General features: G+C 54.9%; 14 protein-coding genes. 5 read left to right on the top strand and 9 right to left on the bottom strand.

Features of this window, described 5'->3' with window-relative positions; genetic code table 11:
- The 4 genes from FXN65_RS23975 to FXN65_RS23965 form a co-directional block, all read right to left on the bottom strand.
- Complete coding sequence (locus FXN65_RS23975) at nucleotides 1–1317, bottom strand: site-specific integrase (protein WP_151137079.1); 1317 nt, start codon at nucleotides 1315–1317, stop codon at nucleotides 1–3.
- Between the two features lie 319 nt (nucleotides 1318–1636).
- On the bottom strand, nucleotides 1637–4105 hold the full coding sequence (locus FXN65_RS23970; protein ID WP_151137077.1) for a site-specific integrase: 2469 nt from the start codon (nucleotides 4103–4105) through the stop codon (nucleotides 1637–1639).
- Between the two features lie 430 nt (nucleotides 4106–4535).
- Entirely contained in the window at nucleotides 4536–4703 is a 168-nt protein-coding gene (locus FXN65_RS28055) for a hypothetical protein (protein WP_178119388.1), read from the bottom strand.
- Nucleotides 4684–5184 (bottom strand): hypothetical protein, encoded by a 501-nt coding sequence (locus FXN65_RS23965; protein ID WP_151137075.1) that lies wholly within the window; start codon nucleotides 5182–5184, stop codon nucleotides 4684–4686. Before FXN65_RS23965 ends, FXN65_RS28055 begins: the two co-directional genes overlap by 20 nt.
- On the opposite strand from FXN65_RS23965, the gene FXN65_RS23960 reads away from it, so the two are divergent.
- Together FXN65_RS23960 and FXN65_RS23955 are read left to right on the top strand one after the other, a co-directional pair.
- Nucleotides 5183–5395 carry a hypothetical protein gene (locus FXN65_RS23960; RefSeq protein WP_151137073.1) on the top strand — a complete coding sequence of 71 codons (213 nt, stop codon included), beginning with the start codon at nucleotides 5183–5185 and terminating at the stop codon, nucleotides 5393–5395. The genes FXN65_RS23965 and FXN65_RS23960 overlap by 2 nt on opposite strands.
- A 7-nt stretch (nucleotides 5396–5402) precedes the next feature.
- A complete protein-coding gene (locus tag FXN65_RS23955; RefSeq protein WP_151137071.1) occupies nucleotides 5403–5897 on the top strand; it encodes a hypothetical protein in 495 nt (164 codons plus the stop codon).
- Between the two features lie 50 nt (nucleotides 5898–5947).
- Here the strand turns inward: FXN65_RS23955 and FXN65_RS23950 are convergent, their stop codons facing one another.
- Complete coding sequence (locus tag FXN65_RS23950) at nucleotides 5948–6187, bottom strand: helix-turn-helix domain-containing protein (protein ID WP_151137069.1); 240 nt, start codon at nucleotides 6185–6187, stop codon at nucleotides 5948–5950.
- Nucleotides 6188–6453: 266 nt separating this feature from the next.
- Here FXN65_RS23950 and FXN65_RS23945 point away from each other — a divergent pair, with 266 nt between their 5' ends.
- Both FXN65_RS23945 and FXN65_RS23940 read left to right on the top strand, forming a co-directional pair.
- Complete coding sequence (locus FXN65_RS23945; protein ID WP_151137067.1) at nucleotides 6454–6771, top strand: hypothetical protein; 318 nt, start codon at nucleotides 6454–6456, stop codon at nucleotides 6769–6771.
- A gap of 224 nt (nucleotides 6772–6995) precedes the next feature.
- A complete protein-coding gene (locus FXN65_RS23940; protein WP_151137065.1) occupies nucleotides 6996–7619 on the top strand; it encodes a hypothetical protein in 624 nt (207 codons plus the stop codon).
- 28 nt (nucleotides 7620–7647) lie between these two features.
- Here the strand turns inward: FXN65_RS23940 and FXN65_RS28050 are convergent, their stop codons facing one another.
- From FXN65_RS28050 to FXN65_RS23920, 4 genes are all read right to left on the bottom strand, one after another.
- Nucleotides 7648–8541 (bottom strand): hypothetical protein, encoded by an 894-nt coding sequence (locus tag FXN65_RS28050; protein WP_178119387.1) that lies wholly within the window; start codon nucleotides 8539–8541, stop codon nucleotides 7648–7650.
- Between the two features lie 133 nt (nucleotides 8542–8674).
- Nucleotides 8675–9301, bottom strand: a complete 627-nt coding sequence (locus FXN65_RS23930) for a helix-turn-helix domain-containing protein (RefSeq protein ID WP_151137063.1) — start codon at nucleotides 9299–9301, stop codon at nucleotides 8675–8677.
- A 2-nt stretch (nucleotides 9302–9303) separates the two neighbouring features.
- Nucleotides 9304–9738 (bottom strand): hypothetical protein, encoded by a 435-nt coding sequence (locus FXN65_RS23925; RefSeq protein WP_151137061.1) that lies wholly within the window; start codon nucleotides 9736–9738, stop codon nucleotides 9304–9306.
- Nucleotides 9739–10052: 314 nt separating this feature from the next.
- Entirely contained in the window at nucleotides 10053–10679 is a 627-nt protein-coding gene (locus tag FXN65_RS23920; protein ID WP_151137059.1) for a recombinase family protein, read from the bottom strand.
- 455 nt (nucleotides 10680–11134) lie between these two features.
- Here FXN65_RS23920 and FXN65_RS23915 point away from each other — a divergent pair, with 455 nt between their 5' ends.
- On the top strand, nucleotides 11135–13900 hold the full coding sequence (locus FXN65_RS23915; RefSeq protein ID WP_151137057.1) for a TrlF family AAA-like ATPase: 2766 nt from the start codon (nucleotides 11135–11137) through the stop codon (nucleotides 13898–13900).
- Nucleotides 13901–13920: the final 20 nt, after the last annotated feature.

Here is a 13920-nt window from a genome sequence, read left to right as displayed (position 1 = left end):
TCAGCGGCGCTGAGTCGCCGCTCGCCGGTTCTTCTGGCAATGCGGTTTGAGCCGCTGCAGGCGTTGGTAGTTCTCCCAGGCGATGTGCGAGAGGTCGACATCCAGACGAAGATGGGCAAGCTTCTCGTGTCGTTGGGCAAGGGAGAAGTTCTGACCATAGTTGATGGTCACATCGTCCTCCAGCGTATGTCCGACAAGCGTCTTGATCATCATTTCCTGCACACCGACTTTACGCAGCATGTCAATGAAGGTGTGGCGGAAGCTGTAGAGGCAGTAGCCCATCCCCTTGCTGAGCCCGCAGGCGCTGAGATAACCCAGATCGGTGATGCCTTGTCCGCTGAACCAACGAGATGCCGCGCGTGCATGGCCATGCCGCTGGTCATAGGGCAGCTCGGGGAACAGGGGTTGGAATCGGCCGCCTTCCTTGCGCCGCATGGCGACGAAGTCGAGGAAACCCGTGGCAAGCAGTTGGGGGTGAATCGGAATGTGCCGAGCGCTGGCATCGGTCTTCAGGCGCTGCAGAGGGCCGCGGTCGGTGATGCGTATGACGGGAATGCCAGACTCCTCGAAGACATCGCCGGCATACAACTGGCAGAGTTCGCCCGGACGTGCACCGGTGAACACCCCGAGCAGGGGGAGCCAGAAACAATAACTGTACGGCGTCCAGCGAAAACGCTCGGTTGGCTCGGTGGTGTACACCCGACTGGTCAAAATTGCTTCGAGTTCGGTCGGGTCGAATGTCAAATAATGGGATGTGGTGGGAGACTTTCCGGCAAGTTTCACGTTCATATCTATCTGGCCGAGCGGATAGTTGGACTCTTCGCAATAGATGATGAAGCGCTTCAGTAGATTGAAGTAGCGATGGATGGTTTCGCCGCCGATATTGCCTTCCGACTCTTCAAGGTCGTCCCATGAGAGATCGACTTCTGGCAGGCTCAGGGAGTTCTTGTTCTTGTGTTTAAGAGATGCCTTAAGATTGGTGAGGTCATCTGTGCACAAGGAGCTCGTCAGGCGGTCAGGACCTAGCAGGTTAATGATCTGCTGCAATTGAGAGCGATATTTGTGTGTGGAGCCAACTTCCCAATGTCCAAGTACGGCGTACTCGTGGACCATGGTGTTGGCGACATACTGCAGCGTCACCTGTTGCGACGCAGTGGGCAGGCTCTGTGGGGCTGAAGAGTCTCGTAGCGAAAGCCCGGGCAGGGCATTCAGGTGCTGCGGGTTATTGAGCAGTGCTTGGATCGTGGCGGCCAAAGTGAGCGGGTCGAGTGTATTATGTTGCGGGACGGTAAACGTCAGGGTGTTAGTACATGACATTAAAACTCCTTGGCTCCGAAGTGAAGCCATAAGGAGACTCTTTCTATGGCCGGGCCTGGGGCTACCAGACTTACGGCCCAATATAGTGTTCGTTTTTACTCTGTCAAGTGAGTGGAAAATGGCGCGCTGTATATGGGGGTGTTTAAATAATGCTTGATTATTTTACAACTTCCAGCCGGCGGAAGTTGTAGGAAAGTCAATAGGTGGAAAAATTTAATGGCGTGAAGAGAAAAAGATTGCTGCAGGTGAACCGAGGCCGGGCGAGGGCTGTGGAACGGTCCGGTGGTGGCGCCGGCACGTTGTGGCCGGCGCCTGGCGATCATTCCGGTTGTTGGGGGTCGCGCTGCTGCCTCAGCCACTCCACCAGCGCCTGGTTGTCGGGCTTCTCGGCTTGCGTAGTGCTGCGGAGCACGGTCGCAGGCTGTCTTGTAGACATGGGGCGACCGGGGCGAGAACTGCGTTTCTGCAGCGCCTGATAGCGCGCATAGCTAATGTGGCTGAGGTCGAGGTTGACGCGCAGCATTTCGATGGTTTTTTGCTTAAGTTCCATGCTGTAGCCATCGCCATAGTCCCCGGTCGTCGAGTCATTGATATGCCCGGTCAGTGCCTGGATACGCGGCTGATCCACGCCGGTCTGGCGCAGTTGGTTGACGAAGGTGTGGCGCAGCGAGTGGAAACTGAGGCCATTGCGCCGGGGGAAGCCGCACTGCTGGAGGTAGCCGACTCGCTGCGGGTCGCCACAGAACCAGCGCGAGGCGAGGTGGCTGTGGGCGCGGCGGGTGTCCGCGCGCATTTCTGGAAACAGCAGCTCCTTGCGGGAGGTGGCTTCGGCGCGACGTTGCGCGACGAACTCCAGAAAGCCCAGCTCGATGAGCATGGAGTGCAGCGGAATGTCCCGTTCGCTGCTGGCGTTCTTCAGCAGCTTGTGCGGATGGGCGAGGTTGTGGCGCATGGCCCAGATCCCCTCCGGGGTCTGGTAGATGTCCTCCAGGGTGAGTTGGCAGAGTTCGTTGAGCCGGGAGCCGGTGAACAGCCCGAGGAGCGGCAGCCAGAACTTGTAGTTGTCCATCCGCCAGCGCGGGACGTTGCTGACGGTGTACACCGGGCCGTTGAACAGCATCTGCAACTCCTGCTGGGAGTAGGCCCGGCGGACGCGGTTGCTCTTCTTGCGGGACTTCTCCTTGAGCTGCACCGGGCCCGCGATGTCGCGGGCGATCCACTCGTTGTCGTAGGCGAAGCGAAACATGCCCTTGGCCAGGTCGAAGTACTTCTTCGCCGTCTTGGCGTGAATGGCCTCGTAGCCTCCTTGCTCGATCAGCACATGGATCGGCGTGTCGTTCAGCGCGCTGATTTGCCGGCGGTTACGCGGGTACATCAGCAGCACCCTGCGCAGGTTACGAAAGTCCTCGGTGGTGACCGAGGCAATGGGGCGAGCCGGCCCCAGGAGTTCGCAGGCCACCTCCAGGCGCGCGCAGTTGAGGAAGCGCGTGCCTTGGTGGGACCACTGGCCGGTCAGCTCCTGCTCGCGCCGGTAGCGCTCCATCAACTGGTGGACGGTCATCTGCCCTTCGGCGCGGTGTTCGCTACGGGGCTGGAAGCCGCTGGCGAACAGCGCCCCGAGGGGATTGGTGGGAGCGGTGTCGAGCGACGTGGTCGGCAGCCCCCAGGCAGTGTCACGGCTCGAGGTGGGTGGGCTCGGTGGAGTGGGGCGTGGTGGCAGCGGGTGATTGCCCTCCGGGCGCAAACGAGCACGAATCGCTTCCACGTGCAGGCGTAGTTCGTGCAGGCTGGGGATGCCACCGCCGAACTGCTGGCCCTGCTTCACCAGGTCGGCCAGCCAGTCGAAACGTTCCAGCACAAAGCCGGCCTTCAGCACCGCCTCGTGCAGGTCCTGGGTGTGCAGGTCGAGGGTCAGCCGTTCCGGCAACTGGGGGTAGTGCTCGCGCAGCAGTTGGGGCGTGCTGACGTCCAGTTGGTGCGGGCCGCCCGTCGCCGGATGCAGCCGGTGATCGGCCGTGTTGAAGCCAGCCGGGGCATCGAGGCGGCGAAGGTACTCGTGGTCACGCTCGCGCAGGTCCTGCGGGCGCAGTGGCAACCAGCGCGGGTCATGGTGAAAGTGCAGACCGTGTTCCGGGAGCAGGTAGCGGCGCAGGGCTTCGAGCTGGAAGCTGGCCTGGTAGAGGGGCAGCCATTCGCCACGGTCCAGGTGCTGCTGAAGCCGTTCGTTCAGCTCGGCCAGGCCTTGCAGAATGAACGCGGCACGTTGCTCGGCGTCCGGCTGGTTCAGGGTGTGCAGGTCGAACACCTGGGTTTTCAGCATCAGCGGATAGGCTGCACCGAGCAGGTCCGGCAGGGGGACCTGCAGCGTGAGCTGGTGCTGCTCCCGCAGCAGGAAGGTCGGTGTCAGGCGCAGTTGCTCGACGCGCTGACGGCCGATACCGAGGTTGAGGTCGTGCACCGGGCAGGGAACCTGCGAGCTGTGGGGGCGCGCCAACGCAGGGGATTCGCTCCGACGGCCCAGGGGTGGGATCGATGCCTGAATCCGCTGGAGTTCCTGCAGCAGGCCCTCGGCGGTCTTGAGCTCGCCCAGGCGGAAGCGCAAGTCGCGAATGCGCCGCGCCAGATTCAGGGCCAGTTCGCGGGCGTCGTCCAGCGGCACGCCGTCGAGCGACCAGCGGATCTCACGGCCTACAGAGGGGAAGCGTTGTTGCAGGAGGGTGGGCAGGATCACCCGGAAGGTCAGGCGATCGGCGTTGTCGCGGTACAGGTAATGAGAGAGATGGAGCATGGGGTTCAACCTCGTCGTAGTTGGAAATTTGCGAGAAATTTCCAGACTCGGTTTGAACCCCATGTTCAGTTAAGCCTTAAAAGTCAAAGGCTTAACGACTTTATTGGTGGAGCCGGGGGGATGGTCAACCACTTCCCATTCCCCTTCTGGAAGCCCCTGAATCTGTGGGCTTGCTCCGCCTTCCTGTTCTGTGATGTCACACCCTGATGGGGCTGATTGATGTTTCACCGGGACGATAGCCAACGATCTCATAGGACTGCAAGCAAAATGGGCAGGATTTGAACCTGCGTACGTGGGTTGGCGCTGGCGGTGAGGTGAAGAGTTATGGCAGCTCAGAAATGGCAGCTAAGGCGGGAAAGGAAGGAGGGACGGTTGGCAGAGGCAGAACAAAAAAAGCCGGCTCGCGGCCGGCTTTTGCAGTTCTATTCAGTCAGGCAGGTTGACCGAGCGCGGTTGCTCGTTCAGCAGGAACGAGAACCTTGATAGAGCCATTGAGGGTCGCGTGGTTGATCGCGCGGGCAGCCTGCGCCAACCGCATTGCCTTAAGCTCTTTCAGCTTTTCAGCAGTCGATTTCGCTTCAGTTGCGTAAGAACGCATAGCCTTGCCCCTTCATGGTTTGCTGGAATCGTAGCCCCAGCGAAGTGATTTGCTCGTTATAGGTGACAACGAGACGGTCATAGTATCGGCTAAGCCCGGGCCGGTCATCAAGTGCTACTGCGACGTAGGCGCTCGGTTGGAGCGTCTTGTCGAAGACCCTTATGGACTGCATGAGCCCTTCCCCTAACACCTGAAACTCCTTACGAGTCAGCGGAGGATAGCCCAACTCTTGTGGCGTGTGAAAATTCGGTCCGCCTGCATCTACGTCGTCTTTCAGTGCGAACTTGATTTCGTAGGCGCCCTCAGGCAGGTCCCTGACCTCTTGCCGGAATGCCCCTTCATAGCTGAACCAACCCGCAGCCAACGGGAGGAATAGCACTTCGTAGTGAATCCCGCATACCTGCATTCCCTGAGCATACAGCGTGAACGTATACATATCAGGGGGGATTTCACGGAGGTCAAGGAGCTGCAGGGTCGACATGTTTTTCAGGCACAAGCGCGTCAGAGCGCGGCATTATGCCAGCCGCAGTATCGCTTGGGTTACGGGCGACGTGCTGGCCTGCAAAAAATTTGCAGGCATCCGCCTCGGCATTCCTCTGCAAAATCTCGAAGCTTTCGAGTGCGGGAGGGTTGGTGGTGAATTCGTGCGCACTGATAGGGAAAGAGCAGGAGGAGCAGTGGCAGATGAATGAGAGATTGATGACCCAGTACACCTACGACCGGTTGTGGGATATTGACCTGGATACAGCAGCGCACTCCGTTCGGTTGATCAAGTCGGCGCCGAGCGATGCGTTCCGCTACCCACTGCTGCGAGACCTGATTGTCACCTACTGCCGGCCTTTCACTAGATCCAGCGAAGGCCATCGGCTCAGTGAAAAGCTTGTTCCTCCTGAGTCGCGGCAGCTCCATGCGGTCATGATCCGGCTCAGAAACGGCCAGTACGCCCACACTGACCGCACGCTACATCAGCCGAAGTTCAGCTGGCTCAATCTTGGGGAGGGTTCGCGGCTAGCAATGAGCTTCAAATCGACAGATCACGAAGGCCTTCTCGCTCGCTTGGAGGAAGTGGATTCCTTGATCTGCGTCCTTCAGGCCAAGCTTCGGGATCGGATGCGAAAGGTGCAATGGAAGCTTGAGATGTCTGGCGAGCTTAACGCTCCAGAAAGCTACACCACGACACTCAGGCGTGGCTGATGCCCCAGAGCAGGCCACGGCGAGGCTGTAGCGTCGAATCGCTCTTCAATCTATGGACTCCCTGGGGTAGTCAATAGCACTGCCGGCTCTACCTCCAGCGCGATAGCAAGCCTTTCGATGCTTTGGAGCGTGGCATTCTTTTCACTCCGCTCCAACATCCCCACGTAGGTCCGATGCACGCCAGCGCGCTCGGCCAGCTCCTCTTGCGAGAAGCCGAGCTCAATACGCCTCCGCCTCACATTGGCAGCGAAGATTGCAACGAGTTGGCATTGGTTGGGCTGGAGTGGCATCCCGCCACTGTCGTTCGTTGCATACTATGATTCGACAGACTAAAGTTAGCATTTCGTCATATCTGCTGAGCGTTATTTGATCAGTTTGGGGCGTTTGCAAGTAACGCCCGTAGAGCGCCGGGTGGTGTGCATTGCGCCTGTCGGGACTGGGCAGAAGGAAAACCAAGGGACTCGTGAGGGCGCTGAGCCTTCATCAGGCATGATCTGAACTTTCAACAAGAACGCTCTGTGGGAGGGATTCGAGCTCTCACTGATAAGGAAGTGAAATGCGTACACAAGCTTTGGGCCTGCTAGTGGTGCTGTTAAGTGGTTGCGACAGCGAAGCGAGCAGGGTTGAAGATTTGGTTAGAGAAAACCTGAAGGACCCCACGTCGGCTCAGTTCAAAGAAATTCGCAAGTCGAAGGATGGGACGTACTTCTGCGGTGAGGTAAACGCCAAAAATTCAATGGGGGGCTACACCGGGTTTACCGGGTTTGCTGTTGGTCCCATGGATTCGTCGTTCCCTGATGTGAGCTTTGAGATCAACGCAGTGATGGATAGGTGCTACGACTTGCCCCCGATTGAAGTCCACGCAACTGAGTAACAAGCATCGAGCTCTCCTGTCGCGTGTGGTGCGTTCCGGGCTGGTGTCTACCGTCCTGCGGCAATAAACGTAATCGCTTCACCTGTGAGCTCCTGGGGGCCCTGATAGGCCATGTTCCTCCTATCGGAACTGATTGAGCCAAGCTTCCGCGACAATCAGCTGTACTGCTGTGATTAGCCGAGTAGTAGCATTCTGAGATTCGGTTAACGGCATGGAGCCAAGCGATGCGGTTGAAGGACTTTCTGGCGCACGAAGTCACGATTCGATTCCGGGCGGGCGCAATTCTGATGTGGCTCCTTCTATCCCCTGCCGTGGTGCTGCCGCTGCTATGGCTTTGGACTCTGCCTTGGGATTCGCCAAACGCCCCAAGCTGGGTGCAGGCTGTAGGCTCGGTATCGGCTATCGCAGTCGCAGTCTGGTTGCCGTGGCACGAGCGAAATCGAAGGCAGGCTGAAGAATTCAAGCGAGAGATTGGGCTGGGGCGTCGGCTGTACTATGCGGCGTTTGAGATCAGCGGTCATGTGGACAGTCTTTTCAATGAGTTTGGGGCGCTCAGGTATCGCCCTGACGAAAGCGTCACGATCTTTACCGGTTTGTATGAGCGCTTCATTCACTCCTTCGACGATGATCTTGATCCGGCGAGAGTGAAACTAACTCATGAATTGCGTCAGAACTTACCTCTCTTGATCGCGAACCTACGAGTGTTCGCAAGCAAGCAGCAGGAAGGGAGTAGCGAATTGAGCGCTGCCCAGGTGTACTACCGAGAGGCAGTTCGCCTTAGCTGGCAGCAGCTTGTTGAGGCGGAGCAATCGCTACCGTCCAATCAGAGAACTCCTCGCGCCCACTGACTCAATCAACGGTGCCGGCATGCGCGGTTCAATCTTGGCGTTGGGAGGGTTTGCTTGGGCAAGGTTCGCTGACTGGCGGATGATCACAGGTGGTCGCGTTCGTCTCACCTGCGAGCTCCTGGGGGGCTTCCCGGGCCCTCTCGCTTTTGATCCAGCTCACAAGCTCTTCGTACAGCTCTTTCCCCGCTCTGCTGGCGCCGTGGCTGGCATAATCCGGAGCGCTGCCTAGCTTGCGCTGTGTGATCAGATACTCCTTGCTGATGTAGCTCATCCACGCGCCGGGAGTGGTGATCGGTTGCAGGTCGATGGCCTTGTTACCGAAGCGCTGACGATAGCCTTTGACCTCTTCTTTGGGTTTGGGCGCCAGCACCACCCGGATGTCGTCTTCAGTCAATCCTTCAGGGATGCAAGCGATACCATGTAAATGGAGTTGGTGATTCTCATCGCTGGTGCTGCTCGGGTATTCGAGGATGAAGGCGATGTCCTTGATACCGAGCTTCCGCTTGATCAGCGCAGCCAGGTGAGCAGCCGGACCCTCTGATGCCGAGAGAGCTTTCTCAGCGACTTCATGACCTAACCGGAACGTGAAGATACTCGCACCTGGCGTCCCCGATATTCCAAGCATGGTGAACGCGCGCTTAACCTCAGTTGGAAGCCTGCGTTGCCAATCGCAGAGATTAACTTTGTATGTGTATTCCAGAGCTAGCTTGGTAAAAACATAGAACTTCTTCAGGGTAGGAGTGTCAGGGTTAGAGGTATCCAATTGCCCTAATACTGCTACGTGTCGTTGGTATCCAGCGTGGAAGCTTGCTAGAGCCCCCACCATTCCTGGCGTTAACACCCGTTGAGTGTGAGCCGTCACTCGATGTTTTTTTAGAAAATGTCCACGCTTAGTAGGGCGGCGCTGATTGCTATTGTTCATCGTCAGGTTCGATCCTGCCGGCGTACCGGATTTTCAAAAAACGGTTCCGCTCATTGCGGCCAGTGGGTTGAAGTCGCTTCGTGAGTTCTAAGGGTTTGACACCTTGAGTGGTCATCGCATGGTCAAGGTAAGGTCAGTCTTCGATCACTACGATGTCGTTGCTCTCTGAGCGAATCGCCTTCCTGGCTGCAATCCATTGAAGGGTCTCCAGCTCTTCGCTGGCGGCCTCTTCGTCGCCGTTCAGCTCAGCTTCTTCAAGCCGCTGCTGAGCCCGCATCTCTTCCACGTCCATTCCCGACATGATGTGAATCTCCAGCGCCGGAAGCTCTTCGACTGCTTGCGCCTGTTCCAGCTTGTCGAGGGGTAGCGCCCGCCTGTTCACATCTTGTGTCAGCTTGAGCGTTGTAGCGTTTGCAGCAAGGGCTCGGCTTGCGTTTGGGCTATCTGGTTCGATTGCATCCAACGCACGATGGAGTTTCTGTCTGATCTTCTGGCTGAGAGCAAAGTCATCCAGCACCAGCGAAGCAGCCATCTGCTGAACGCGTTCCAGTGAAAAGGCCGAGGACAGCATGTCATCCCTAGCCTTCTCTATCAGCGCCTGTTTAGTGGCTCCGGCCACAGCATGATTCTTCTTCAACAAGCGCTGAACGCTACTGAGGCTCACACCAAGGCGTTCGGCGATCACCGACAACGTGTAGCCAGCCTCTCTTAGGATGACTGCCTGAGCGCTTTGATCTGGTGTTGCATGCTTGCCTGCCATCGTCACACCTCGTCGTCGATGATGTGGAGCACGACCGGCTTGGGTGGCAGCTTGGCGAGTTCAAGCAGCTCCGTTTCCAGGTGATGCCAGTTATTCGCAACGGTGACCAATTGAAAGCCAGAGAGTCGCGCGATGGTGCTGACTTGAAAGGGAGCCAGTGAGGCAAGGCTTGTACCGGTGCGCGAAAGCGCTTCAGTCAGCGCTTTCACGATGGCTTGGCGACTGCGCTTGCGCTTCGAAATGCTGGCAGCAGGTTGGCTGCGGCAGCGACGCCGGGAGGCTATGCCGTGGGTGCGGCAGAAGTGATAGGCAGAGTCTTTCGTCCAGAGGATGCCGTCTGAACGAGGATGAGAGGTGTTCAGGTACTCAGCGAGTCGCCGGTACGAGTTGATGGGGTTATTGAGAAATTCGCGTACATGGGGTTCCAAGGAGCTCATATGTAATTTCCTGACTGAAGAGACGACGGGGTAGGTAGCTGCTCATGGTTGAATTCTCACGTTTTGATTAATGGTTAATTTGCCACTTGGGGCAGAGGCTTCATTTTAGGGTTAAGAACGTCTAGCGTCTACAGATAAATTCATACAACTTGTTGATTTGCAAGCATTTTTTTGGAATTTTTCCAGTGGCCCTTCACGGTGGTGATGCCAATGGCCAGGCCTGCGGCAATCCCCATTCTGTGATGGTCTCTTGGTCGTACATGCAGAAACAACAAAGCCCGCGTTAGCGGGCTTTCAGGGGCAGCTAGGAATGATTACGCCGCAGGCTCCAAGGCTCTTTTCACCTTCTGAACAGTGGTAGTGGAGCAGTCAAGCAAATCAGCCACCTTGCGGATGCTCTTACCATCATTCAGCAGCTCGGCAATCTTGGCGTGAAGCTCCGCATCAGCCGGACGCCCCTTGTAAACACCTTGAGCCTTACCCTTAGCGATTCCCTGGGCCTGACGGCGGCGCCGATCTTCATAGTCTTTACGTGCTACCGCCGCCAGCATATCCAGAAGCATCTCGTTTACTGCACTCAGCATCCGGCCTGTGAACTCATCTGCTGCACCAGCAGTGGCTAGGTACTGGTGAGAGGTAGGCAGGTCCAAGGCGACTACCAGCACTCCCTTAGCCTTGATGGTGGCGCGGAGTTGGTTCCAGTCTTCTTCCTTCAAGCGGCTAAGGCGGTCCACCTGCTCCAGCAGCAGCACGTCTCCTGGCTGGGCATCATTCAGCAGGCGGAACAGCTCAGGGCGCTGGAGAGAGGCGCCGGATTCGTTCTCTACGTAGAAGCTGGCTATACGCTTGCCCTTTCCTTCGATGAAGTCCACCAGAGCAGCACGAGCACGGTTAGCATCTTGTTCAGTAGTGGAGGCTCGCAGGTAAGCACGGATGAACATGGTCAACGCCCTTGTGTCATTTTGGATGTGTCACATTATGGTGTGTCACTTTAAGTATGTAAAGCAATTTAGTGGCACGATTTACCAGCCGTATTTGATCATTCCGTGTACAGCTAGATCGTGGTTCCCTAGGTACACCCTAATTGGCACGCCTATGACGCCACCGCTCTCTCTGGCTTCCAAAGAATGAGGGCTGCCTGGCCTGTGCCAGTCAGCGCGGCTATACGCCCATAACTTCAAAGCCTGTCTTGAGGTAGCAGTCATTTAAAACGACTGTTTGAAGTGCCCTTGAAAAAGTGGTTGCTGTATCTGATTGGACTAGGCATAGAGATAACTAAAGCCAGCGCTGTCCATTGGGCTTGATCCCGATTGATAGCCAAGGTCCGGCTGGTCCTCCAACCAGCTTCGACTGATTGGACTGTTCCTACACATAACGCTTAGAGGAAGGGAATCACATGGTTGAGGTTGGAGCTCGATGGTGGAAGTTTGATTTTCATACGCACACTCCTGCTTCTATGGACTATGGCCGTGCAGAGCCACAATTGAAGGAGACCGTCACACCGAGGGAGTGGCTAACCACTTTTATTGATAAGGGCATAGAGTGTGTGGCCGTTACAGATCACAATACCGGAGTGTGGGTAAATGGCCTTAAAGAGGCGGCTGCTCAGTTAAGGTCAGAAGGTAAAACTATCTACGTGTTTCCAGGGGTTGAAATAACGGCCAATGGGAATATTCACATACTTGGAATTTTTGACCCTGAAAAGACCTCTGAAGATATTATGGCGGTTGTTGGTGCTGCTAAGTTTAGAGGGCAGTATGGGAATAGCGATGCTGTAGCAGAAGAAAGTGCTGAAAATGTAGTTGACGAGATAGTCAGATCGGGTGGTGTTGCAATCCCGGCTCATATCGATATGAAGGCCGGCATGTGTCAAGTTCAGTCATCACATACTATCAGCCAGATTTGCAAGAAAGCGTCTGCGGTGGAGGTTATCTTTCCAGAAGGGGGGCGCTCAGCAGAACACGATGAACTTATAAGAAAATTCAGGGGGATCGATTCGGGCCTTGCCGAGGTTATTGGCTCAGATTCACATCATCCTACTGAAGTGGGAAGGGCGTATACATGGATAAAAATGTCTACCCCGACTATTGATGGATTAAGACTTGCATTAATTGATGGAAAGTCATCGATGAAGAGGTCTGAGACGGTAGCAAGTGATCCGAATGCGGTCTCAAGCACGTTGATTCATTCCATATCCATCTCGGATGCAAAATATTGTGGAAGAGGTAAGCCTCTGGAGATTAAGTTTAATCCATGGCTTAACTCAATAATTGGTGGTAGGGGGAGTGGGAAGTCTTCAATTCTTGAGTTTATACGGATTGGGGCTGGCAGGAGTAAGGACCTGACAGATATACCGGGTCGCAGCGAAGTGAAGGAGACTTTTTCGCGCTTTGCACAGAAATCCGTTAGTAGAGATGCTGATGGTGTGCTGTTAGATGATACTAAAATCCTGTGCACCATAAGGAAGGAGGGCGCCTACTATTTATTGCAATGGCAGTATAGTGCCCAGCAGATTGAGATATTCAAATGGGATGGGGTTTCATGGGTCGCAGAGCAGGGAGATGCGAGAAGTAGATTTCCCATAAAGATATTCAGTCAAAAGCAAATCTATGATTTGGCAAAGAACCCTAATGCTCTTGTTCGGCTAATTGATGAGTCTGATAGTGTTGATTTACTTGGGTGGAAAATGAAATGGAGCGACCGGGAAAATCATTTCCTGGCTCTCTGTGGGCAGCGTCGAGAACAGCAAGGTAAGTTATCGAATAAGAGCGTCCTAGTTGGGCAGTTGGCTGATGTTAATCAGAAGATTCAGCTCATTGAAGCTTCCGGGCATGCCAGGGTTTTGTCTGCATTTAACTCTGCAACTGCAAAGAAAAAAGCTGTCTATGATTACGTTTCCTCATACTCCTCCCTGGGAGAGAAAGTCTTAGAGGTTCTGGATGGTTCTGATGATGCCTCTCTTGATGAGGCGGCTTTTGATCCTGAGTCGGCGGTCGATTCTGAGGTTATACAAGGCGTCAGGTTACTTTCAGAAGCCCGTGAAGAGTTGAGGAGCAGTCTTGCAGGCCTCATCGCGGCGGCTGAGCAGAAGGTAAAAGATTTCAATGTTTGGCTTTCGACAAGTCAGTTCAATGCTGTCCAGAAGCAGTGTTTTGATGAGTACACTGCTCTTGTTCAAGAACTCACCCGGCAGGGAGTGCAGAATCCATCTGAGTATCAGCAGTTGGTGGCGAGTCGCGCCTCAATTCAGGGCCGAATACAAGAGTTGGATAGTATTGAGGCTGAGGTTAGTCAAACTACGCAAAAAATTAACCAGGTGTATGCTGAGTTAATTGAACTTAGAAAGGAACTGACAAGAAGGCGAATCGAATTTATAGAGAGAAATTTCGCTGGCAACGAGGCGATTGATTTAAAAATTGAGCCTCTGTGCAATGTCGCTGATATGGAGGAATCTTTCAGAAAGGTCATTGGTCGGACGGATGGGACTTTTGCTGGGGATATTTATGATCAAGAGAAGAAGAGTGGGTTCCTTTATGCTTTGTCTCAGCAATTGATGCTGCTGACAGAGCAGGGGGCTAAAGATGAGGGTGTTCTCTCGGCTGTATTTGATTTAGTACATTCATTTAAGGGTGAGTTCTATAATCTGGGAAACGGGCAGGTTTTGGGGTGCTCCCTAGGGAAAAGATTCTCAGATTATTTTGCACAGTCACAGCCTCAGGTTTTGGATCAGCTGAGTGTTTGGTTTCCGGATGATCGGTTGGTTGTTCGGTATAGTGATGGCAAGAGGTTGAGAGATATATCCCAGGGTTCGGCTGGGCAAAAGGCTGCAACAATACTTTCTTTCTTGTTGTCGTATGGTAATGAACCTCTGGTTTTGGATCAGCCCGAAGATGATCTTGATAATGGTCTTATCTCTTCGTTGATTGTTTCCAGGCTTCAGGAAAATAAAGCTCGTCGACAGGTTATTGTTGTTACTCACAATCCTAATATTGTAGTAAATGGCGACTCTGAGTTTGTTGTTGCGCTCCAAGATAAAGGGAATATAGAGATTTCCGCTTCTGGTGGTTTGCAAGAGCTTTCAGTGAGGAGGGAGGTTTGTGAGATTATGGAGGGTGGTAAGTTGGCGCTTCAGCAGCGATATCGGAGAATGATTTCTGTTTGATTTGCCATAGAAAGCTCAGG

It is taken from the genome of Pseudomonas lalkuanensis, from assembly GCF_008807375.1.
Classification (GTDB): domain Bacteria; phylum Pseudomonadota; class Gammaproteobacteria; order Pseudomonadales; family Pseudomonadaceae; genus Metapseudomonas; species Metapseudomonas lalkuanensis.
This window is presented reverse-complemented; position numbering and strand designations above follow the sequence as displayed.